Origin of the sequence: Paraclostridium tenue, assembly GCF_039521565.1 — a bacterium.
Classification (GTDB): domain Bacteria; phylum Bacillota; class Clostridia; order Peptostreptococcales; family Peptostreptococcaceae; genus Paraclostridium; species Paraclostridium tenue.
Map to the genome: position 1 here is coordinate 119,635 of NZ_BAAACP010000004.1, position 23,238 is coordinate 142,872.

Below are 23,238 nucleotides of genomic sequence, written 5' to 3' on the forward strand. Positions count from 1 at the left end.
TTATGATTATTATATAGGTTTTATAAATGTTATTTTAAATTCTAAATATTGACAAAAAAATATTATAATATATAATGGAAAACGAAATCATACAAAATTTTCAGGAGGAAAAAGTTAGTGACTGATCAAAACAGAAATTTAACGTGGCAAAATATTGCCTTAATGGGATTTGTTATGGTATGGGGATTTGGTAATGTTGTAAATAACTTTGCAAATCAAGGTTTAACAGTTGTATTTTCATGGATATTTATGATTGCCCTATATTTTGTACCATATGCTTTAATGGTAGGAGAGTTAGGATCTGCATTTAAAGACTCTCAAGGTGGAGTTTCAGCTTGGATAAGATCAACTACAACACCAATGCTTGCATTTATGGCAGGATGGACATACTGGGTTGTACATGTTCCTTATTTAGCTCAAAAGCCACAAGCTTTATTAATTGCACTTTCATGGGCAATTAGTCCATCTGGACAATTAGCAGGAGTATTAAAAGAATTAAATCCTTTAATATTACAATCGATGGTATTAGTAGTATTTTTAGTATTTTTATATGTATCAACAAAAGGAGTAAAAGTATTAAAAGTTATAGGTAATATAGCAGGTATGTCAATGTTTGTTATGTCTTTACTATATATAGTACTAGGTTTAGCAGCTCCTGCTATAACCGGACATGTTGCTACACCTAATATAACTGTGAAGTCATTTGTTCCTAAGTTTGACTTTGCATACTTAACTACTTTATCAATGTTAGTATTTGCAGTTGGAGGATGTGAAAAAATATCTCCATATGTAAACAATACAAAAAATCCATCTAAGAACTTCCCTAAAGGAATGTTAGTATTAGCTGGAATGGTTGCAGTATGTGCTCTTTTAGGATCTATTGCTATGGGAATGATGTTTAATGCTAATGCTATACCAGAAGATTTAATGATGAATGGTCAATATTATGCATTCCAATTACTTGGAGAACATTATGGATTAGGTAGTTTATTTGTTATAATATATGCTTTAGCTAATACTGCTGCCCAATTATCTGCATTAGTATTTTCAATAGATGCACCCCTTAGAGTTTTACTAGGTGAAGCAGATGCTAAGTTTATACCTAAAGCTTTATCTAAAACAAATAAAAATGGGGTTTTAGTTAATGGGTATATAATGACTGCTATATTAGTTTCTACTTTAATAGTAGTTCCTGCATTAGGAATAGGTAATACTAATGAATTATTTAACTGGTTATTAAAGTTAAATTCAGTTGTAATGCCAATGAGATACTTATGGGTATTCTTAGCTTATATGGGTCTTAAAAAGCTAAGCAATAAGTTTAAAACAGAGTATAAGTTTATTAAAAATGATAAGTTTGGATTTATAGTAGGAGCTTGGTGTTTTGGATTCACTGCATTTGCATGTATAATGGGTATGTTCCCAACAGATGTAGCAGCATTTAGTTCACAATGGATATTTAGAGTTTCACTAAATGTTATAACACCTTTAGTATTAATGGGAATAGGATTGATATTGCCTGTTATAGCTAAGATAACTAATAATAATGAAGACTCATCTAAAAAATAGGATAAGTATAAAAATGAGTGAAGTAATCTTCACTCATTTTTTATTGTTTAAAAACTATAAAATTTTAAGATTAAGCTTTTGTTAATTTAGCTTATATAACATAGAAACTTTAGTTTTTATACTATATATATGTTATTAAAATGGAAATTAAATTTAAAAAATTAGATTATAAATATAAAGCTAGTCACTAATTTAATATAGTAGGTTTAAAAATAGTCTTAAAAAGAAAATAAAAACTAAAAAATAAGTTACAAATATAAGATTAGTATGAAAAAATAGATAATTTATAAAATTTTTTTATGCAAAAATTAAAACAGTTTAAAATATAGATTAAATGTTGGAATTTCAATGTTTTAGCTTTGTTACAAATTGTAACTGATTTGTAACCCTTTTTAATTTTTTTATTAAAAACTGTTTACAAAACCTAAAAAGTGTATTAAGATTAATTAAAAGTTACAAAAAAGTAACAAAAGCGTAAGTTGCGAATTTAAAAATACAAGATAGTTAATAATATATAATTTTATTTATTGAATGGAGGAATTTTATGAGTATGAATAAAAGAGCTAAAAAATCATTGGTGTTAACATTAGGATTAGTAATCGGGGGAATGTATGCTTCAGCAAATAATATATATGCAGCAGAAAAAGAAGTAGTAAAAGCAGAAAAATTAAATGTAAGAAAAGGGCCATCTATAGAAGATGAAAGAATAGCATCTTTAGATAGAGGAATGGTTGTTGAGATATTAGAGACTAGTAATGGATGGAACAAAGTAAAACTTTCAGACGGAGAAGAAGGTTGGGTAAATGGAGATTATACTGCTAAGGAAAAAGCTACAGTAACAGCTGATAAGTTAAATGTAAGAAAAGGACCATCTATAGAAGATGAAAAAATAGGTTCATTAACTGAAGGAACAGTTGTTGAACTACTAGAAGAAAAAAATAATTGGTACAAAGTACAATTATCAGATGGCAACACAGGTTGGATAAGTGGAGATTATGTATTAACAGAATCTCAAGCTAATAACAATCAACAAGATAAAGAAGATAACAATGATACTTTAGTACAACAAAGTAATGAAACTAAAAAAGAAAATAAAACAGTAGTGTCAAATGCTACTCAAAATAATGCTTCAGCTACAACTGAAAAAAATGAAGTTAAAAAAGAAGAAACTAAAAAACAAGAAGTTACAGCTTCTACTAATAAAAATGGACGTTTAATGACTGTAAATGCAAGTGCATATTCAGGACATAATATAACAGCTACAGGAACTACTCCTAAATGGGGAACTATAGCTGTAGACCCTTCAGTAATACCATACGGAACTAGAGTTTATATACCTAAGTTTGACATGGTATTTACAGCAGAAGACTGTGGAGGAGCTATAAAAGGAAATAAGATAGATATATTTATGAATAGTGAATCAGATTGTGTAAACTTTGGAAGACAAAACATTGAAATACAAATATTAAACTAATATAAAGATGAAAAAGACTGTAATTAAGCTTTATAAAGCTTAATTACAGTCTTTTTTTTATTGATTATATAAAAATAATCGTATAATTATGAACATATTTTAAGGAAATATATGTAATAGTTTGATATATAAGTTTTTTTAACGGATATTAGATAATATATAAAGCAATATATTAATAATATTATATAAAATAAAGTTATTTTTTAAAAATATTAATTTTGTTAAGTAAAAATAAGTTAAAAATGTCGAAAACTTTAAAAAAGTATACAAAAAGTTATTTTTAATGTATAATATAAACATAAATAAAAAAACGGAGGATAAATACATGAAAAAACTTGGACTAACGAGCAAGATTTTAATCGGATTATTTCTTGGTATGGTATTTGGTATAGTACTTAGTAAAATGCCAGGAAGCTATTTTAAAGATACACTTTTACTTGGAGGATTTATAAATGTAGTTGGAAGTGGATTTACTAAAGCTATAAAGATGATGGTAGTACCTTTAGTGTTTGTTTCTTTAGTATGTGGAGTATCAGCTATGGAAGATATTAAAAAGCTAGGAAGAATTGGATTTAAAACAATGGGATTTTATTTAATGACAACAGCTATAGCTATATGTATATCTTTAGCAATAGGGGTATTACTAAAACCTGGAGCAGGACTTGATTTAGGTTCAGTAGCATCTCAAACTACAACAGTTGGACAAAATCAATCTTTATCAGAGATAGTATTAAATATAATACCATCAAATCCAATAGAATCTTTTGCTAAAGGAGAGATGTTGCAAATAATATTCTTTGCAATGCTTACAGGAATATCAATGAGTCTAGTTGGAGAAAAAGCTGCACCTTTAAAGAAATTCTTTGAAAGTGCAAATGAAGTTTGTATGAAAATGGTTAGTGTTATAATGACATTTGCACCTTATGGAGTATTTGCACTTATAACAAATACTTTTGCAACTGTAGGAACACAAGCTATAGGATCATTAGTTAAATATATTTTAGTAGTTTTATTTGGACTTTTAATACATGTTGTTGTAGTTTATGGAGGAGCATTAAAATTATTTACTAAATTTAGTTTTATAAATTTTGTTCGTAAATTTACTAAAGTAGCAGCAGTTACTTTTTCAACAGCATCAAGTAATGCATCTGTGCCAGTAAGTTTAGAACTAATGGAAGAAATGGGAGTAAGTAAAAGTATACGTTCATTTACTATACCTATGGGAGCTACTATAAATATGGACGGAACTGCTATAATGCAAGGTGTTGCAGCATTATTTATAGCACAAGTTTATGGTATTAACCTAGGATTAAATGATATGTTAACAATAGTTTTAACTGCAACATTAGCATCAGTTGGAACAGCAGGTGTTCCTGGAGTCGGAATGATAATGCTATCTATGGTTCTTCAATCAGTAGGACTTCCACTTGAAGGAATCGGACTTATAATGGGAGTTGAAAGAATAATAGATATGTTTAGGACAACAGTAAACGTAATGGGAGATAATACTTGTACATTAGTTGTTGCAAGTAGTGAAAAAGAATTTGAAGAAGGTTCTATAAAAGAAGTAGAATTAGCTTAATGAAAAAACACCATTTTAATAAAATATTAGGATGGTGTTTTTTTATATAAGTTTTTGTTGACATATATACAAACTGATATATAATTAAATTGTAATCTAAAATGAATAGCTAGGGGTGCCTTATGGCTGAGAGATGAATTTTTATTCATTAACCCTCAAACCTGATCTGGATAATGCCAGCGTAGGAAAGCTTTACTTAATATACAAATGAAATTTATTTGCATAGTAAATTAAAAGCTATATTCCTATTGTTGGAATATAGCTTTTTTTATTGTAATAAAAGGGGGGAGACATTAAATGGGAAAATACAAAATACCAACTCTTACAATAGCAGGTTCTGATTCATCAGGGGGAGCTGGGATTCAAGCTGATTTAAAAACTTTCAGTGCTATAGGAACTTACGGAATGAGCGTTATAACTGCTATTACAGCTCAAAGTACACAAGGAGTATTTTTAGTAGAAGAGTTAAGTAAGGAAATAATTAAAAAGCAAATAGAGGTAGTATTTGATGATATATATCCTAAAGCTGTAAAAATAGGTATGGTATCAAGTCCAGAAATAATAAAGATTATAGTTGATACTTTGAGTAATTATAATCCTAAAAATTTAGTAGTAGATCCAGTTATGATTTCTAAAAGTGGATACTCACTTTTAAAACCAGAAGCAAAAGAAAATTTAATTAAGTATCTAATACCTAAAGCGTACATATTAACACCTAATACACTAGAAGCTGAAGAAATAGCGGAGATTAAAATAAATAACATAGATGATATGAAATTAGTTGGAGAAAAAATCTTATCATTAGGGCCTGATTATGTTCTTATGAAAGGCGGTCATTTAGATGGAGATGCAGTAGATGTTTTAATTGGAAAAGATATTTTTGAAATTTATAAAAGTGAAAGATTAGATATTAAAAATACTCATGGGACAGGTTGTACATTATCTTCTGCTATAACTGCATATTTAGCATTAGGATTAGATGTCAAGGAAGCTGTTTCAGAGGCCAAAAAATATATAACAAATGCAATAAAATATAGTTTTGACATAGGTAAAGGGGTAGGTCCTGTACATCATTTCTATAAATTTAATTTAAATAAATAATAAACTAAGGTAAACGGGGGATAAAATATGTTTCATTTATTAAGTAAAGTAAGAGATGTTAATCCATTAGTACTTCATTATACAAATGAAGTAACTATAAACGATTGTGCAAATATAACACTTGCTTTAGGTGCAAGTCCACTTATGAGTTATTCTTATGAAGAAATTGAAGAGATAATTCCGCTTGCAAGTTCCGTTGTTATAAATATAGGAACAATGAATTCATCACATACAGAGTTATTTTTAAAGGCTGGAAAAATTGCTAATAAATTTAATAAACCAGTTGTATTAGATCCAGTAGGTGTATTTGCTACTAAATCGAGAGCTTTATTAGTAGAAAAGTTATTAAATGAAGTTAAGTTTGATGTTATAAAAGGAAATGCATCAGAGATAAAATACATAGGTGGATTTGATGTAAAGGGAAAAGGCGTAGATTCTTTTGAAGAAGATGAAAATATAGATGACATAATAAAAAAAGTAGCTAAAAAATTAGAATGTGTAGTAGCTTCAACAGGAAAGGTTGATGTTATAACTGATGGAGAAAAAGTTATAAAAGTTGACAACGGATCTTTAAAGCTAAAAAGTATAACAGGAACAGGATGTATGAGTGCTAGTTTAATAGGTAGTTACTTAGGAGTTAGTGAAAATAAATTAGAAGGGGCTAGTATGGGTATTCTTACAATGAGTTTATGCGGAGAATTATCTGACAAAGACAACATAGGAATAGGAAGCTTTAAAGTTAGTTTAATGGATAATATATACAACTTAAATGAAGAAACACTAAAAAAATTTTCTAAGGTGGAGGTATTTTAGTGAAATTTACAGATTATTTATTCGATGAAGTTAAAGACATATGGGAAAGATACTTAAATCATCCTTTTGTAAAGGAAATAGGAGAAGGAACACTACCAAAAGAAAAATTTAAAAGCTATCTTATACAAGATTATTTATATTTAAAAGAGTTTTCAAGAGTATTTGCAATGGGAATGGTAAAAGCAGATACTATCAAAGAAATGAAGTTTTTCAATAAGGCATCAAATGGATCTATAGAAGATGAAGCTGCGATACATATTGAGTACATGAAAAGATTAGGTGTAGCACCAATAGTAGCAGAAAAGTGCAAACTTGAAATGGTTTCAAGTAGCTATACAAGTTATATGCAAGCAGTATCTTTAACAGGTGGAGTAAAAGAAATAGTAATGGCAACTCTGCCTTGTAACTGGAGTTATAACTATATTGGTCATTATTTATATGAAACATACAAAGACAATTTAGAAGGAAACTACTATAAAGATTGGATAAAAATGTATTCAGATAATAAATTTGATGAGGTATTAAAAGAGTGGTTAGAATATACAAATCATCTATGTAAAGATTTAAGTGAAGAGGAAATAAAAAAACTTACAGAAATATTTGTAAAGTCTAGCTTATATGAATTAGATTTTTGGAATATGGCATATGAAGAAGTAAGTAAGGATGATATTTAATTAAAAGTATTAAATATATTTAAAAATTGTAGGGAGATATAATAATGAAAGAAAAATTAAAATTATACTTAGTTACTGACTCAGATATCTTAAAAGGAAGAGACTTTTATAAGTGTATAGAAGATGCTTTAAAAGGAGGAGTAACAACATTACAATTAAGAGAAAAGCATGCTAATGGAAAAGAGTTTCTAGAAAAAGCATATAAACTAAGAGAACTTACTAAAAGATATAATGTTCTTTTTATAATAAATGATAGAGTTGATATTGCTATGCTTTGTGATGCAGATGGAGTACATGTAGGACAAAGTGATATTCCATTAAAAGAAGTTAGAAAACTAGTTGGAGATAATAAAATAATAGGAGTATCAGCACATAATATAAAAGAAGCTAGAGAAGCTAAAAACAATGGAGCTGATTACATAGGTGTAGGTGCAATGTTTAATACTTCTACTAAAAATGATGCAACATTAGTAACATTAAAAGAATTAGAAAAAATAGATAAAAATGTAGATATACCTAAAGTTTTAATAGGTGGAATAACAATAGATAACATAGACACATTTAAAAATATAAATGTAGATGGGTATGCAATAGTATCAGCTATATTAAAAAGTGATGATATATATAATGAATGTTTAAAATGGAGGGGTAAAAATGGTTAATGCAATTATAATAATAGGGAGTATAGTATTTTTTCTATACTATCTTAAAGGTTTAAAAAATACTAAATTTAATGCCAAGATAATAGTTACAATAGGTATGTTTAGTGCTATATCATATATACTTAGTATGATAGAATTTATAAAATATCCACAGGGTGGAGGAATTTCATTATTTTCAATGTTACCAACGATGTTATTATCAGTATTATGTGGAAATACTATAGGAATAACAGGTGGTTTAGTATATGGTTTATTAAAGTTATTAAATGGTGCTTATATAATTCATCCAGCACAATTTTTACTAGACTATATACTGCCAACAATGTTACTTGGAGTAGCAGGAACATTTGGAAAAGAAAACAAATTAAAAGTTATATTAGGATGTTTATTTGCTTTAGTACTTAGTGTATCTATGAATGTAATATCTGGTTGCGTATTCTTTGGAGACTATGCTCCAGAAGGTATGAATGTATTTATATATTCATTTTTATACAACGTTTCAAGTTTAGGGGTAGAAGGATTATTATCAACTATAATAATTGCTGTACTACCACTTAATAGATTTGATAAAGCTTTAAAATTAAGTAATAATCAATAAATTTAAGGGGATGTTTTAAAATAGTTATCATTAGATATCTATTTTGAAACATCCCCCTCTTTTTTATAGGAAATATTAAATTAATTATATTTGCTTTAAATAATCTTTAAGTAAAAGACCTTTTATTAGGTTGATAATATATAATATAAATATAATAATTAAGTAATAAAAGGGGGAGATTTTTATTTTTCAGGAAAGAGAATATAAAAAAATAAAACAAGCGTTATTAATTGTAACTATAGTCATTACTGTAGGAATTATTGGATATAGTTTTACTGGAGAAGTTTTTAATAAAAGTAGTGAAAAAATACAAGTTAAAGATGAAGGTGGAAAGATAACATCTTATACTGATACTTATCAAGAACTTTTAGAAAAAGAGTTTAATAAAACTAAATCAGATGCTGAATTTGAGTACAAGCAAGATAATATATATAAACTAAAGGCTATACTAGAAAAAACAAAACTAAAACACAGAGATTTCTTTTTGGAAAACCTAAAAAATTAGGAAAAAGGAAATTTTACAAATGTTGAAGATGTTCACAATACAGCATGGCAAATGCTAGATGGAAGCATAGGAAGAGCTATTGGAGTAGATAAAGTAGAAATTAATAAGTTAAAAGAAAAGTATTACAAATAAAATTCAAGTAATATGGTTGACAATATATAAAAACAGAAGGTAGACTGTATTTTATAGATGAATAGAAAGAAGGTAACAAAATGGAAGAAATATACAGATTAATAGAAGATAAAATAAAAAATGCTGGCTACAATGGATATGTAAGTGGAGAAGAAATATATGATGAAATATGTGACGAAATAGAAGAAAAAGAAAATGGAAGTTATATATTTATGTCAAAGAAAGAAGATGATATATTCTTTGAATATAAGATAGATGTTATGGATGAAAACTTTAATTTATCTTATATAGATATAAATACTCCAATGGGCAAAGTACATGTAGATTTTGATGCATAGTAAATAAAGAGTTCTAAGAAAATAAAATCTTAGAACTTTTTTATTTTAAATATATAAACTTAAATAATTAAGCTAATTAAATGAATAAATTTTTTATTTAGATGAATATGGAATATTAATGGTATAATTACTTCCATTAAAAATATTAACTTAGTATGATATAATTAATTTATTATAATTAATTAAACTTACACAAAGAGGAGACAAATATGGATTTATTTGATTTACTAGAACAAAACCAAGCCAATAAAGATAAAATCAAAGAATCTGAATTAACTAGAGGTGAATATATAAGACTTAATAGTTATGTTGGATCTAGAATGAATACAGATTTTAGAATAAAAAATAAAGAAGCAATAAAAGATAATAAAAAAGAAAAATCTATATCAGAGGATATAGTTAAGATAACTAAAGAAAAATCTTTAAATTTAGATAGTGATAAAAGTAAAGGCAAATTACTTATAATAGATGGTTCATCACTTTTAAGCACTAATTACTTTGCTAGACTTCCTAGGCAAATAATGTTTGCTAAAACTATAGAAGAAAAAGAACTTCACTATGATAAAATACTTCAAACTAAAGATGGAATATATACAAATGGAGTATACGGATTTATGCAAGTTATGTTATCTATGATAAAACAGCAAAAACCTACTCACATAGCTGTATGTCTAGATTCTACTCGTATGACTTTTAGAAAATTAATATATGATGATTATAAAGGCACAAGAAAACCTATAGAAGTTCCACTAAAAGAGCAATATGATTTATTAAGAGAAATACTTGAAACTATAGGAGTTAAGGTATTTATATCTGAGCCTAGTGATAACTATGAAAATGTATTTGAAGCTGATGATTTTGCTGGTACCTTGGCTAAAAAATTTCAAGAAAATATACCAGTAGCTTTATACACTAAAGATGAAGATTATTTACAATTGGTAGACTATAACACTACAGTATGGATGAATACATCAAAAGCAAGTTCATTAGCAGAGATATGTAATATAGATTTAAAACATCTTAATCTTCCTAATAACACTTTTGAATATAGTGTAGATCTTTTAAAAAAGGTAAAGAATCTAAATCCGTCACAAATTATAGATTATAAGGCTATATCAGGAGATACATCAGATAACATACCTGGAATAAAGGGTCTTGGAGATACAACAAGTATACCTCTACTTCAGAAATATGACACTTTAGAAGATATATATAAGTCTATAGATGGATTAGATGATAAAGGATTAAAGATACTTGCTACAGAATGGAAAAATGAGCTAGGTATTAGAAATCCTATGAAGAAATTAATTTCAGAAAAAGAAAATGCTTTTATGTCTAAAAAGTTAGCTACTATAAAAACAGATATAGATTTAGATATAACTTTAGATGATTTAAAATTAAATATAGATAAGTCTATATTAAGAGAACAATTAGATAAATATGAAATGAAAAGTATAAAAGATTTTTAGTAAAATGGCTGTATTAATATACAGCCATTTTTAATTTTAAAAATCAAAGTAATTTACTTATCTGGTTTTTTATCATTAAATAATAAAGTAGCTATTAATCCACCTAATATAGCAGGAATAACCCAATTAAATCCTAAACTAGAAAAAGGTAGTTTGTGAATTATATCTATATTAATACCAAAACTATCTATAATTGTAAGTAAGCTAATTATTAGGGTAGAATAAGAAGCGCCTTTTAAAGTTATATCCTTAGTGAAAACATTTTTAAATATATTCATAACAACTAAAACTATAGAAACAGGATAAATTAAACTTAATATAGGAATAGCTATTTTTATTATTTTATCTACACCAAGGTTTGAAACTAGAGCGCTAAAAGTACAGATAAAGATTACTATATATTCATATTTTAACTTTTTATTAGTTAAGTCCTCAAAGTATTTACTTGTAACTGATGTCAGACCTATAGATGTAGTAAGGCATGCAAATCCTACAATTATAGCTAAAAGTACAGTTCCAAAATTACCTAAAATAGTACTTGTTATATTTATGAGCAAAGTAGTTTGAGATATATTACTACTGTATAAAGTTGAAGCAGTGGCCCCTAAGTATGTTAATCCACCATAAACTATAGTAAGGCCAATACATGATATTAAAGAAGCTTTTATAGTAAGGGTTATATTTTCATTTTTGTCTTTATAGCCTTTATTAAAAAACGACGTCATAACAAGTGCTACAACACCACCTATACCTAAAGCATCCATAGTTTGATAACCTTGAGTAACACCAGTTATAAATAAATCATTAGAGTTAACTTTCTCTAAATCACCAATAGGATAAAAAATACCTTTTATTATTAAAAATAATAAAGCTGATAATAATATTGGAGTTAAAAATTTACCTATTATATCCATAACTTTAGTTGGTTTTATAGTAAGTATGAGTGTTAATGCAAAAAATATTATTGAAAATACATATGGATTGATATTGTTAAACAATGGTAAAATACTCATTTCAAAAGTTGTTGCACCAGTTCTTGGTATAACTAATATAGGACCAAGACAGAGCATCATCAAAACTTCTAACACAATTCCAAATTTTTTACCAGCTCTTCCTACAACATTTTGTAATGAGCCAGCTTTTGCAACCGCTATAATAGATATTAGTATTATTCCGACATCAGCTAATATAAATCCTAAGAAACTTATTAACCAGTTGTTACCAGATGTTAATCCTATGTATGGAGGAAAGATTAAATTACCAGCTCCAAAGAACATAGAAAATAAGGCGAATCCTATTATTAATATATCTTTATTTTTATTCATAATTTGACCTCTTTTCTAATTAATTATAATTTTATATGCAAAAAGGCCACATAGTGTACACTATGTGACCTTATTTGCCTAGGATAAAAAAGCCACATAGCATTATCTATGTGGCCTTAAGTACAAGCTAAAATTAGCCATCATAGATACAAACAATTTTTGTGTTTGTATCTATGATTATTTTATCTATACCATAAATACAAACTTAACTATAATAGCCAATAAAAATAAAAGTTATTAACTTGTAAAGAATTAGTTAAGTTTATATTAATCATACTAATTTAATCTCCTTGTTTTAAAATTTGTTGTTTATTAAAAATAATTATATTTAGGAATCTATAAAAAATCAATAGTTATTATAAAAAAACAAAAAAATATTTAGATTTTTAAACTTTTAATTTATAGATATTTGAAAGAATATAATGAAATTGCAACGAAATTAATTTGAAAATAAAGCATTTTATAAAAAAATTATATTCTTAAAAAAATGATGAATAAAAAATATTTAATAAAAAATAAAAATAATTAAATCATATAATTTTAAATTTAATTCTTCAAAAGAAAGAAAAATGAAAATTAATGTAGGAAATAGCAGTTAAACCTATAAAAGTAAATGGAAACACACTCGAATGTTTATAAATTGTAGAAAAATGTATTATAATCTATACTAAAATAAAATTTTCAATTATTTAATTATTTTGAAAAAAATTAAAATATGAATTTTCAGTAAAAAATAAATAATATTGAAAAATAAGAAAAATGATGTTAATCTTTGGAATAAGAGGGGATGATAAATTAATAACAAAATTGTTATTAATTTATAAAAAAGAAATCATAGTTATATTCAAGGGGGATTAACATGTCTAAACCAAGTAATAATACTAAAAAGCTTACGTTGGTGCCATTAATACTAATGATATTTACATCAGTATTTGGGTTTTCTAACATGCCAAGAGCATTCTATTTGATGGGATACTCAGCAATACCTTGGTACGTATTAAGTGCCGTACTATTTTTTATACCTTATGCATTTATGATGGCAGAGTATGGATCTGCATTTAAAAAAGAAAGTGGAGGTATGTATTCATGGATGGAAAAATCTGTAGGAGCTAAATATGCTTTTATAGGAACATTCATGTGGTATGCATCTTATATGATATGGATGGTAAGTGTATCATCTAGTTTATGGATTCCACTATCTAATGCAATATTTGGGTCTGATAAGACAGCAACTTGGACAATATTTGGACTAGATTCAGTTAAGACATTAGGTATATTAGGAGCTATATGGATATGTGTAGTTACATTTGTAGGATCAAAAGGAGTAGATAAAATAAGTAAAGTAACATCAGTAGGTGGTACTGCAGTTACATTACTTAATATTGTATTATTAGGTGGAGGAATGCTAGTAGTTGCTTTAACTGGAGAATTAGCAGAACCTATAACTAATATTGCTCAATCTTTTACTAACTCACCAAGTCCAAATTATCAAACACCTCTTGCTATATTATCATTCTTAACATTTGCAGTATTTGCGTTCGGAGGATTAGAAGTTTTAGGTGGTTTAGTTGACCAAACTGAAAATGCAGAGAAAACTTTCCCTAAAGGGCTTGCAATTTCAGCAATAGTTATATCTGTAGGATATGCACTTGGAATATTTGCATGTGGTATGTTTACTAACTGGTCTGAAGTATTAGGTGGGGAACACGTTAATATGGCAAATGCTACTTATATATTAATGAGTAACTTAGGATTTAAAATAGGTCAAGGGTTAGGTATGGCTGAAGCTACTTCTTTAGCAATGGGAGCATGGACTGCTAGATTTGTTGGATTATCTATGTTCTTATCATTAACTGGAGCATTCTTTACATTAAGCTATTCGCCTTTAAAGACTTTAATACAAGGTGCACCAAAGGAAGTATGGCCTGGCAAACTAGGTGAAATAAAAAATGGAATGCCTATAAATGCAATGATAGTTCAAGCTATATTAGTTGTAGCTATGATACTTATAGTTTCATTTGGTGGAAGTAATGCAGCAGAATTCTTTGCTATATTAACTTTAATGACTAATGTTGCAATGACAATACCATATATGTTCTTATCTGCAGCATTCCCTGTATTTAAGAAAAAGCAATTAAAAGGTGAATTAGATAAGCCATTTGTTGTATATAAATCTTATGGAGCTGCAATGATAGCATCTGTAATTGTAACTGCTATAATAGGATTTGCAAATATATTTACTATTATAGAGCCAGCATTATCTTCTCCAGAAGGTATGTCAAAAACTATTACTATGATAGGTGGACCATTAGCATTCTCAGTAGTTGGATTTATATTATTTACAATTTATGAAATTAAACATGTTAAAAAAGCTAAAGAAGTTAAAAAGGTTATGCAATAAAAAAAGGAGAGTATATACTCTCCTTTTTTTATTGCATAAAAGAATTAATTATCTTTAAGTATTTGATATACTGGTTGTATATCAAATAATAAATTGCATATACTCTTAATTTATGTGAATCACTTATATAAATACATTATTTAAAAGTAATAAAAATTTATATGTTTTAGGGAATTCTATATTAAGATATATTTTGTATTAAAATAAAAAAATATTATAAAAGTGAAAAAATTAAAACTTTTTGATATATAAAAAACGTCTATATATATGAAGAGAGAAAGGAGGCTTTTACATTTAAATGAAATTATTGAGCTCAAATAAAAAAATTAAAGAAGCTGAAGTTAAAAACTATATAGTAAATAATCAAGAAAGTTTCTATAAAATAGCATATAGTTATGTAAAAAATGAAGATGATGCATTAGATATAGTACACGATGCTATATGTAAAGCACTTTATAAAATAGATTCACTTAAAGATATAGAAGTTATTAAATCATGGTTTTATAAAATTTTAATAAATAGTTCAATAGACTATATAAGAAAAAATAATAAATATATAAGTTTTACTGAAGAACAATTTATAAATGAGCATGAAGTACATGATAGATATCATGATATAGATCTTGAGAGAGCACTTGATGTATTACCTGAAGATTATAGAATTATAATTATTTTAAGGTATTTTGAAGATATGAAAATTGAAGATATAGCTAATGTTTTATCAGAAAATATTAATACTGTTAAAACAAAACTTTATAAAGGGTTAAGATGGCTTAAGATAAAAATAAAAACTGAGGATTATTAAGGAGAGTAATTTATGAAAAAAATAAATAAAATAGATGAATTGAAAATGGAGTATGAAAGCATTCCTATCCCAGAAAGATTAAAATATGTAGTAAATGATGCTATAGAATCTAAAAAAAAATATAAACAAAACCAACAAAGATGGTTAATTACAGCAGCATCTTTATGCTTAGTAATAGGAGCTGTTAATATAAGTCCAGTATTTGCAGAAAACTTAGAACAAATTCCTGTAATAGGAAGTGTTGTAAAAATAATTAACTTCTCAAACTATGAAATAAAAGAAAATGGATATGAAGCATCTATAAAAGTTCCTAAAATAGAGGGATTAGATAATAAAGAGTTAGAATATAAATTGAACAAGGAATTTGAAACACAAGGTAAACAAATGTATAACCAATATTTAGAGGAAATTAAATCATTAAAAGAAGGTAGTAAAATAGGAAATAAAGAAGTTAAGTCTTGGTATGAAATCCAAACTGATAATGATGATATATTATCTCTTGTTATTTATAATTATTCTGCGGAAGGTTCCTCTGATACTAAGAGAAAGTTCTACAATATAGATAAACATAATCAAACTATATTAACTTTACAAGGTATATTTAAAAATGAGGATTATATAAAGGTTATAAGTGAAAATATAAAACAACAAATGAAAGATCAAATGAAAAAAGATGAAAATAAATATTATTGGCTAGATGAAGAAATCGATCCTGAAATTAATTTTAAATCTATAAAAAAAGATCAGCAATTTTATATAAATGAAAATAAAGAGCTTGTTATTAGTTTTGACAAATATGAGGTAGGACCAGGGTCTATGGGAGTAGTAGAGTTTGTTATACCAAATGAGGTTATAAAGCCTCTAATGAATTAGGGAGGGGATTTTGTGAATTCAAAGGTTTTAATTAGGGCATTATCAATTATAGGATGGATGGGGTTAGTTATAACTATGTATATGATAGTATCTACTTTAAATATGTAAAATACTAAAGTTTATTATTAAGTAAATATATATTTAAAGTTTATACACAACTTTAAATTTAAAAAATAGAGTCTATAATATAGGCTCTATTTTTATTTTATTTACACTTTAAAATAAAAGGTGTAAAATAAAATGTAAATATTTTTTTAAAAGAGTAGACTTTTTGAATTAATATGATATACTAATAATGTAAAAATGATATACTAAATAAACTTGGAGGGGAATTATGTTTAACATAAATAACATAAATGATGAATTGTTTGGGAAAGTTATAGTAAATCCTACGAGAAGAGAGTTAAGAGATTTATCAAATCACATGGAAACAACAACTGAATTTAAAAGTGCTAGCTATGTAAGTGAAGTTAGAAATAGAAGTGCTAAAAATACTTATATAGTTGATGAAATAGAAACAGGCGTAGACCAAATGGAAATAACTAAAGCTAAAGCTGACGAAATAGCAGCTAAGGTTTTTGAATATATAAACGATAAGGAAATGATAAGAGTAGATAGAAAAATGGGAATGAATGATAAATTTTCATTTAACTGTAGACTATATATTTCAAAAAATTATGCTAGAATAGCTCACATGTGGAATAATACATTATTTAATCCAACAGATACAGAAAATCCAGATTTAGTAAGTATATATGTACCAGAGTGGCCAGAAAGAATAATGTTTGCTTACCCAGAGTCAGGAGTAACATTTATACTAGGTAGTGATTACTTTGGGGAATCTAAAAAATCTTTTTTAAGAATGGCTATGTATAAAGTTAAGCAAGCAGGTGGATTAGGATTCCATGCTGGTAGTAAAGTTCTTAGAGTTTATGATAAAAATAATAATCTAAAAGATGTAGGATTTATAATGTTTGGATTAAGCGGAACAGGTAAGACTACCTTAACTATACATGATCATGAACTAACGGGTGAAGAAAAAGCTATAGTAAGACAAGATGATGTTGTATTCATGGATGAAAATGGATACTGTGTAGGGACTGAAAATGGATTTTATATAAAAACAGAAGGGTTAAACCCTGATCAACAAAGTGTTTTATACAAAGCAGCAACTAGTGAAAATGCAGCGTTAGAAAACATAAAAGTAGATGAAAATGGAAAAGTTGATTTTTATGATACAAGTCTTACATCAAATGGTAGAGGTGTTATACTAAGAGAAGAAATAGATACAACAGATGATACTGTAGACTTAGAAAAAGCAAATAAAATAATATTTATAACTAGAAGAAATGATATAGTACCACCTGTAGTAAAACTAGATCCTAAGCAAGCATTAGATGCATTTATGTTAGGTGAATCCATAGAAACTTCGGCTGGAGACCCAACTAAAGCTGGTCAATCAAAAAGATGCGTAGGAACTAATCCATTTATAATGGGACCTGAAATAGAAGAAGGTATGAAACTTAAAGAAATACTACAAAATAATCCTGATATGGAATGTTTCATATTAAATACAGGAAGTGTTGGTGCAAAAGAAAACTTTGAAGGAGAAAAGTTAACTATAAAAGTATCTACTACTATAATGAAAGAAATAGCAAGAGATAACATTGAGTGGATAAAAGATGATGAATGGGGATATATGGTGCCTGTAGAGGTTGAAGGTATAGATATAAATAAATATAATCCAAGAAATTATTACACTAGTGAAGAGTACGCTAAAATAGCTAATATGCTAAAATTAGAAAGAAAAGCATGGATAGCTAAATATGAAAATTCAGTAATGGATGAAATAGCAGTTACTAATTAATTCAATAAATATAAAAGCTGTAATAATACTATTATTAAGTATTATTACAGCTTTTTGTTATGCTTAGAGTAAAGTGTAAAATTACCCCACTCTTACTATTATACCACTAAAAAATTATAAAAAATAGAATAGAAAATATGATTTATTAGGTATATAATTAATTTAAATTAAATACAAGATAAAAAATAAATTAAGTATTTAATAATTGTTTTATAACAAGGGGGTACTACTTATGAACATAAGAGTAATTGGCAAAAACATTGAACCTACAGAAAGTATAAAAGCTAAAATAGAAAGTAAGATGGAGAAGTTGCAACAGTACCTAAATATAGATACAGATATTAAAGTTACAATAAGTGCTGAAAAAGAGTGCCAAAAGATAGAAGTAACAATAGCACCAGTGAAAGGACATATAATAAGAGCTGAAGATAGCCAAAAAGACTTATATTCTGCTATAGATACTGTATATGATAAGTTATATAAACAACTTAGAAAATATAAAACTAGAATTAAAAATAGAAAACACAATAGTCAAAGTATTAGATTTGAAAATATAGAGGAATATGATTTTGATAATGATATAGAGGAAAAGGATATTAAAATAAAAAGAGTTAAAAAATTTTCAATTAAGCCTATGAGTAGTGAAGAGGCGATACTACAAATGGAACTTTTAGGACATGACTTTTATATGTTTAGAAATTCAGAAAATGATAAAATAAGCACAGTATATAAAAGAAATGGTTTAGGATATGGTATAATTGAAGAGAACTAATTAAAGTAAAAAAGCTGTATAAAATGTAAATGCATTTTATACAGCTTTTTTATTTATAAGAAAATATAATTAAGTTAAAAATAAAAAATTATTTAAGATTAATTTAAGGTTAATTTAAACTTTAGTTTATGTACTTTATCATCATTAATATGTATAATATTAAAAAAGTATTAATGGAGGATTAAGTATGAAATCAAGATTTGAAGGTAGCTTATTAGGATTAATTGGTATTAATATATTAGCAGCATTAATAAGTTTTTGTACACTAGGAATAGCTACACCATGGGCAATGTGTTTAAAATATAGTTGGGAAATAGATAATACTGTAATAGATGGAAGAAGATTAAAATTTGTAGGAAGCGGAACAGAATTATTTTTTGAATATATTAAGTGGTGGATATTAACTATAATAACTTTTGGTATATATGGATTTTGGTTATATATAAACTTAATAAAATGGAGAGTTAAGAATACTGAATTTGAAAATTAATGAGGGTATACCCTCATTTTTTTATGGAAAAATTGAATAATAAAGATTAAGATGTTGTAATTAAATTTTAATCTTTATTAGATGACAACGTATGCCTGTTGATATATAATATAATTTGTAAAAGACAAAATAAGGCAATATGGGGGGATTTTTTTGAAAAAAAATATAAAATTGGGGAAAAAGAAAGCTATTATAGGATCAATAGTAATAATAGCTATTTTTATAAGTGGATTTGTTGTTTTTAAAAAGAAAAATTCAAACGTAGGGGAAGAAGTAAAAGCAACTCCTGAGATATACACTGTACCAGGTAAGGAAAAAATATTTGTAAATGGAAAAATTGTTCCAAATAAATCGGAAGATTTTTTTATAGATGGGGATAATGGAGAATTAGATGAAATAAAAGTAGAAGATGGACAAAAAGTAGAAAAAGGCACAGTGTTATTTACTTGTAAAAATAAAAGTGCTATCTCAGAAATAGAAGATTTAAAAGATCAAATAAAAACTAAAGAAGATGAAAAAAAGAATATAGAAGATGAATTGTTAAAAAAACCTATAGAATCAGAGATAGAACAATTAAATAGACAAGTAAAAAAGCTTGAGGATAAAGCGTATTCAACAGTAAATGCTCCATTTAGTGGTAAAGTATATATAAACGAAAAATCACAGGGAGAAAATCAAACACCACCTATTATGACTTTAGAATCAGAAGATTTTTATATAAAGGGACAAGCTAGTGAACAAGATCTATCAAAAGTAAGTTTAAATCAAGAAATAAAAATTTTAGTATACTCAACAAAGGAAAAGTTTAAAGGTAAAATTACATTTATAGGGGATCGACCTTCAACAAATCAAAGTGGAGTTGAGAATGTCGGAAATCAAAACATGTCTTACTATGATATAAAAATAAATTTCTTAGAAAATAAAGATCTAACAAATGTAAAAAATGGATTCCATGTTCAAAATACTATAGAAGTTTCTAATAAAAAAATTAAAGTGCCATATACTTCATTAATTCAAGAAGATGAGAAGAGATTTTTATATAAGGTTATAGATGGAATAGTCTATAAGCAAGAAGTAAAAACAGAAGAAACTAATGATGAATTTGCAGTAGTAACTGAAGGTGTAGGAGAAAATGACGAGGTAATAAGATATGCAAATGATAAAACTATAAAAGAAGGGGAAAGTATTTATCCAAGCAAAGAAAGTTCAATTGAAAGCGAGGGTAAATAATTTGAAAAACTTAATAAAACTTAAAGGAATTCAAAAATATTATAGTGTAGGAAAAGAAAAATTGCATGTTTTAAAATCTATAAACTTATCTATAAAACAAGGTGAGTTTGTAATGATAATGGGTAAATCAGGAAGTGGAAAGACTACTCTTTTAAATATATTAGGATTTTTAGATAAGTTTGATGAGGGAAGTTATTTATTTCAGGATGAAGATGTAACTAATTTAAATGAAAATAAACGCTCAATATTTCGAAACATTAACATTGGATTTATATTTCAACAATTTAATTTAGTTGAGACATTAAACATATATCAAAATGTTGAATTACCAATGATATATAATAATAGATATTCTAAGGCAGAAAGAAAAGAAAGAGTTGAAAAAAATTTAGAATTAGTAGGGCTTTTAGATAAAATAAAACAAAGGCCACTTCAATTATCAGGAGGACAACAACAACGTATAGCTATAGCTAGAGCTCTTGTTAATGATCCTCAAATAATATTTGCAGATGAACCAACTGGAGCATTAGATAGTGATACGGGTATTGAGATAATGAACTTATTAAAAAAATTGAATAATCAAGGAAAGACTATAATAATGGTTACTCATGATAATGATTTAACTGAATATGCTACAAAGCTTATAAAGTTAAAAGATGGTGTTATAATTGAGGGGGTGTAGTCATGAATTTAATAAAAAATACACTTGCAAATTTAAAAGCACATAAACTTCGTGTTCTTGTAACTATGATATGGATAATAATAGGAATAACATCTGTGATATTAGTTACTTCAATTGGGGCAGGTCTTGAAGCTAAGATGAAAGAATCTACTGATAAAGTTAATAAGAAAAAAACTACGATAAGATTTGAACCTTCTAATTATAGCATGATGGATTATTCAATTTTTTTACAACCATTTACTCAACAAGATATAGAAGCAATTTCTTTTATGGAGGGAGTTCAGATGGTTGGTCCTACTAGTGATGAGTCTCAAATGAGTAGTTCTTATGGATTTGAAGCATATGTTGATAAAAAGTCAACTTCTATAGATATAAATTCATATAAGAATGATAAAAAAGTAGATGTAAGGTATGGAAGAAACTTTGGATATGATGATGAAGAACGAAAAGTTATATTAATAACTATGCAAAATGCGACAGAACTATTTGATAATCCAGAAGATGCTGTAGGAAATGGAGTTAATATTGATGGAGATATATATGAAATCGTAGGAGTTTTAAAAGAACAAACACAAGAAACTGCAAATCAAATTAATATGATTTATGGTATTGGAGATATGGAATATCAAACTTCATTAATGCCTAAAAAAGTATTTGAAAAACTTGTTAATAAGTATAATTATGGAAATCATGAAATTTATAGTATAGACATATTGGTATCTCCAGGATATGATACATATGAATTAGCTAACAACGTAGCTATAAAACTACAAGAATTACATCCTGATTTAGAGGGTAGTTACATTACTGAAGAGATGGATAGTACTTATATGGAACTTGAGAATATGACTTCAAGTATAGATAAATTTGTAAAGATTATAACACTTGTATCTTTATTTGTTGGAGGAATAGGTGTAATGAATATAATGTATATGTCTGTGATTGAAAGACAAAGAGAGATAGGGATAAGAAGAGCCATCGGTGCAAAACCTATAAATATAATGACTCAATTTTTAATAGAATCTACCTTTATAACTATAGTAGGAGGTATATTAGGAATACTTGTAGGAATTATTTTGGTAGGTTATATATCAAATAGATTGCCATTTAAAGCCATATTATCTTTTAAAGGATTTGTATACGCAGTAAGTACATCCATATTAACAGGAATTATATTTGGGATGATACCAGCATTTAAAGCATCTAAATTAGATCCGATAAAAGCTATTCAAAAATAATCAGTAAAAATTAAATATAGTAGATATAACATTTTGTAGAAATAATACATATATATTATTAAGATATTGATATTTAATATATCATATCAGAAAAAATATAAAGGGTGAATGTTATGTCAAATAACTGTAAAAAAAAGTTTAGTAAATTGAATCAAGGATGCAACAAAAAATATGATAATGATTGCTGTGAATGTAGTAAGTTTCAACAAATATCAAGAGAAAAATGTGAACAAGCTAATTGTATAATAGAAAGAGCTAATAAAATTGCTCAACAAGCTAGACAGGCACAACAAAGAGCAGAGAGATTAAAACAACAATCAATAGAAGAATGTTCAAGAGCTAACTGCTTATGGGAAGAGTATAAAAGATTATCAAGACAAGGCGAAGAATTAATGAAACAAGCTAAAGACTGCTTGGAGGCAAGTGTTCAATGTTTTAAAGAATGTCATAAAGAAGAATGTGGATGTAGTTCAAATGATTGGGAATGGAAAATAGAATGTAAGGATGACAAACATATATGTAATCACTCTTGTAAGTGTAATCATAATTAGTAATGGTAAAACTGTGATAAATCTTAATTGAAGGTAGCATTTTGTAATGCTATCTTTAGTTTTAATAAGATAAATTTAAATTGGAAT

At 26.7% G+C, this 23,238-nt stretch carries 21 protein-coding genes, 1 pseudogene and 1 riboswitch; of the genes and pseudogenes, 21 read left to right on the plus strand and 1 reads right to left on the minus strand.

The features are described 5' to 3' along the window. The first annotated feature begins 117 nt into the window (after positions 1–117). The 11 genes and pseudogenes from ABFX13_RS04795 (at position 118) to ABFX13_RS04840 (ending at position 10,917) form a co-directional block, all read left to right on the plus strand. Complete coding sequence (locus ABFX13_RS04795) at positions 118–1,569, plus strand: amino acid permease (RefSeq protein WP_346043185.1); 1,452 nt, start codon at positions 118–120, stop codon at positions 1,567–1,569. A gap of 544 nt (positions 1,570–2,113) precedes the next feature. Further along, positions 2,114–3,043, plus strand: a complete 930-nt coding sequence (locus ABFX13_RS04800; protein WP_346043188.1) for an SH3 domain-containing protein — start codon at positions 2,114–2,116, stop codon at positions 3,041–3,043. A gap of 325 nt (positions 3,044–3,368) precedes the next feature. Next, positions 3,369–4,625: a dicarboxylate/amino acid:cation symporter gene (locus tag ABFX13_RS04805; RefSeq protein ID WP_346043190.1), complete on the plus strand. Its 1,257-nt coding sequence runs from the start codon at positions 3,369–3,371 to the stop codon at positions 4,623–4,625. A 101-nt stretch (positions 4,626–4,726) separates the two neighbouring features. Continuing rightward, positions 4,727–4,830, plus strand: a riboswitch (TPP riboswitch). Between the two features lie 92 nt (positions 4,831–4,922). Continuing rightward, complete coding sequence (gene thiD / locus ABFX13_RS04810) at positions 4,923–5,726, plus strand: bifunctional hydroxymethylpyrimidine kinase/phosphomethylpyrimidine kinase (protein WP_346043193.1); 804 nt, start codon at positions 4,923–4,925, stop codon at positions 5,724–5,726. Between the two features lie 27 nt (positions 5,727–5,753). After that, entirely contained in the window at positions 5,754–6,539 is a 786-nt protein-coding gene (thiM, locus tag ABFX13_RS04815) for a hydroxyethylthiazole kinase (RefSeq protein WP_346043196.1), read from the plus strand. Next, positions 6,539–7,213 (plus strand): thiaminase II, encoded by a 675-nt coding sequence (gene tenA / locus ABFX13_RS04820; protein WP_346043200.1) that lies wholly within the window; start codon positions 6,539–6,541, stop codon positions 7,211–7,213. Before thiM ends, tenA begins: the two co-directional genes overlap by 1 nt. Before the next feature lie 44 nt (positions 7,214–7,257). Then, positions 7,258–7,875 (plus strand): thiamine phosphate synthase, encoded by a 618-nt coding sequence (thiE, locus tag ABFX13_RS04825; RefSeq protein WP_346043202.1) that lies wholly within the window; start codon positions 7,258–7,260, stop codon positions 7,873–7,875. Beyond that, positions 7,868–8,473, plus strand: coding sequence for an energy-coupled thiamine transporter ThiT (gene thiT / locus ABFX13_RS04830; protein ID WP_346043204.1), 606 nt, complete (start codon positions 7,868–7,870; stop codon positions 8,471–8,473). Before thiE ends, thiT begins: the two co-directional genes overlap by 8 nt. 520 nt (positions 8,474–8,993) lie before the next feature. Further along, a pseudogene (locus ABFX13_RS14740) lies at positions 8,994–9,110 on the plus strand (hypothetical protein); the annotation flags it as partial. A gap of 80 nt (positions 9,111–9,190) precedes the next feature. Then, positions 9,191–9,448, plus strand: coding sequence for a hypothetical protein (locus tag ABFX13_RS04835; protein WP_346043206.1), 258 nt, complete (start codon positions 9,191–9,193; stop codon positions 9,446–9,448). A 209-nt stretch (positions 9,449–9,657) separates the two neighbouring features. Then, complete coding sequence (locus ABFX13_RS04840) at positions 9,658–10,917, plus strand: 5'-3' exonuclease (protein ID WP_346043208.1); 1,260 nt, start codon at positions 9,658–9,660, stop codon at positions 10,915–10,917. Positions 10,918–10,970: 53 nt separating this feature from the next. Here the strand turns inward: ABFX13_RS04840 and brnQ are convergent, their stop codons facing one another. Next, the gene (gene brnQ / locus ABFX13_RS04845; protein ID WP_346043211.1) at positions 10,971–12,242 is read right to left on the minus strand and encodes a branched-chain amino acid transport system II carrier protein; all 1,272 of its coding nucleotides are present in this window, start codon (positions 12,240–12,242) and stop codon (positions 10,971–10,973) included. Between the two features lie 859 nt (positions 12,243–13,101). On the opposite strand from brnQ, the gene yjeM reads away from it, so the two are divergent. The 10 genes from yjeM to ABFX13_RS04895 all read left to right on the plus strand — a co-directional run bounded on the left by yjeM (position 13,102) and on the right by ABFX13_RS04895 (position 23,151). Next, entirely contained in the window at positions 13,102–14,643 is a 1,542-nt protein-coding gene (gene yjeM, locus ABFX13_RS04850) for a glutamate/gamma-aminobutyrate family transporter YjeM (protein WP_346043214.1), read from the plus strand. 298 nt (positions 14,644–14,941) lie between these two features. Further along, the gene (sigV, locus tag ABFX13_RS04855; protein WP_346043216.1) at positions 14,942–15,448 is read left to right on the plus strand and encodes an RNA polymerase sigma factor SigV; all 507 of its coding nucleotides are present in this window, start codon (positions 14,942–14,944) and stop codon (positions 15,446–15,448) included. Between the two features lie 12 nt (positions 15,449–15,460). Then, positions 15,461–16,321, plus strand: a complete 861-nt coding sequence (gene rsiV, locus ABFX13_RS04860) for an anti-sigma-V factor RsiV (RefSeq protein ID WP_346043218.1) — start codon at positions 15,461–15,463, stop codon at positions 16,319–16,321. Between the two features lie 334 nt (positions 16,322–16,655). After that, positions 16,656–18,188 (plus strand): phosphoenolpyruvate carboxykinase (ATP), encoded by a 1,533-nt coding sequence (locus tag ABFX13_RS04865; RefSeq protein ID WP_346043221.1) that lies wholly within the window; start codon positions 16,656–16,658, stop codon positions 18,186–18,188. 232 nt (positions 18,189–18,420) lie between these two features. Beyond that, the gene (gene hpf, locus ABFX13_RS04870; RefSeq protein WP_346043225.1) at positions 18,421–18,960 is read left to right on the plus strand and encodes a ribosome hibernation-promoting factor, HPF/YfiA family; all 540 of its coding nucleotides are present in this window, start codon (positions 18,421–18,423) and stop codon (positions 18,958–18,960) included. Positions 18,961–19,147: 187 nt separating this feature from the next. Beyond that, positions 19,148–19,450 (plus strand): DUF898 family protein, encoded by a 303-nt coding sequence (locus ABFX13_RS04875; protein WP_346043228.1) that lies wholly within the window; start codon positions 19,148–19,150, stop codon positions 19,448–19,450. 153 nt (positions 19,451–19,603) lie between these two features. Beyond that, complete coding sequence (locus tag ABFX13_RS04880; RefSeq protein ID WP_346043230.1) at positions 19,604–20,680, plus strand: efflux RND transporter periplasmic adaptor subunit; 1,077 nt, start codon at positions 19,604–19,606, stop codon at positions 20,678–20,680. 1 nt (position 20,681) lies between these two features. After that, entirely contained in the window at positions 20,682–21,362 is a 681-nt protein-coding gene (locus ABFX13_RS04885) for an ABC transporter ATP-binding protein (RefSeq protein WP_346043233.1), read from the plus strand. Between the two features lie 2 nt (positions 21,363–21,364). After that, a complete protein-coding gene (locus ABFX13_RS04890) occupies positions 21,365–22,600 on the plus strand; it encodes an ABC transporter permease (RefSeq protein ID WP_346043236.1) in 1,236 nt (411 codons plus the stop codon). Between the two features lie 113 nt (positions 22,601–22,713). Next, a complete protein-coding gene (locus tag ABFX13_RS04895; RefSeq protein ID WP_346043238.1) occupies positions 22,714–23,151 on the plus strand; it encodes a hypothetical protein in 438 nt (145 codons plus the stop codon). Positions 23,152–23,238 lie beyond the last annotated feature (87 nt).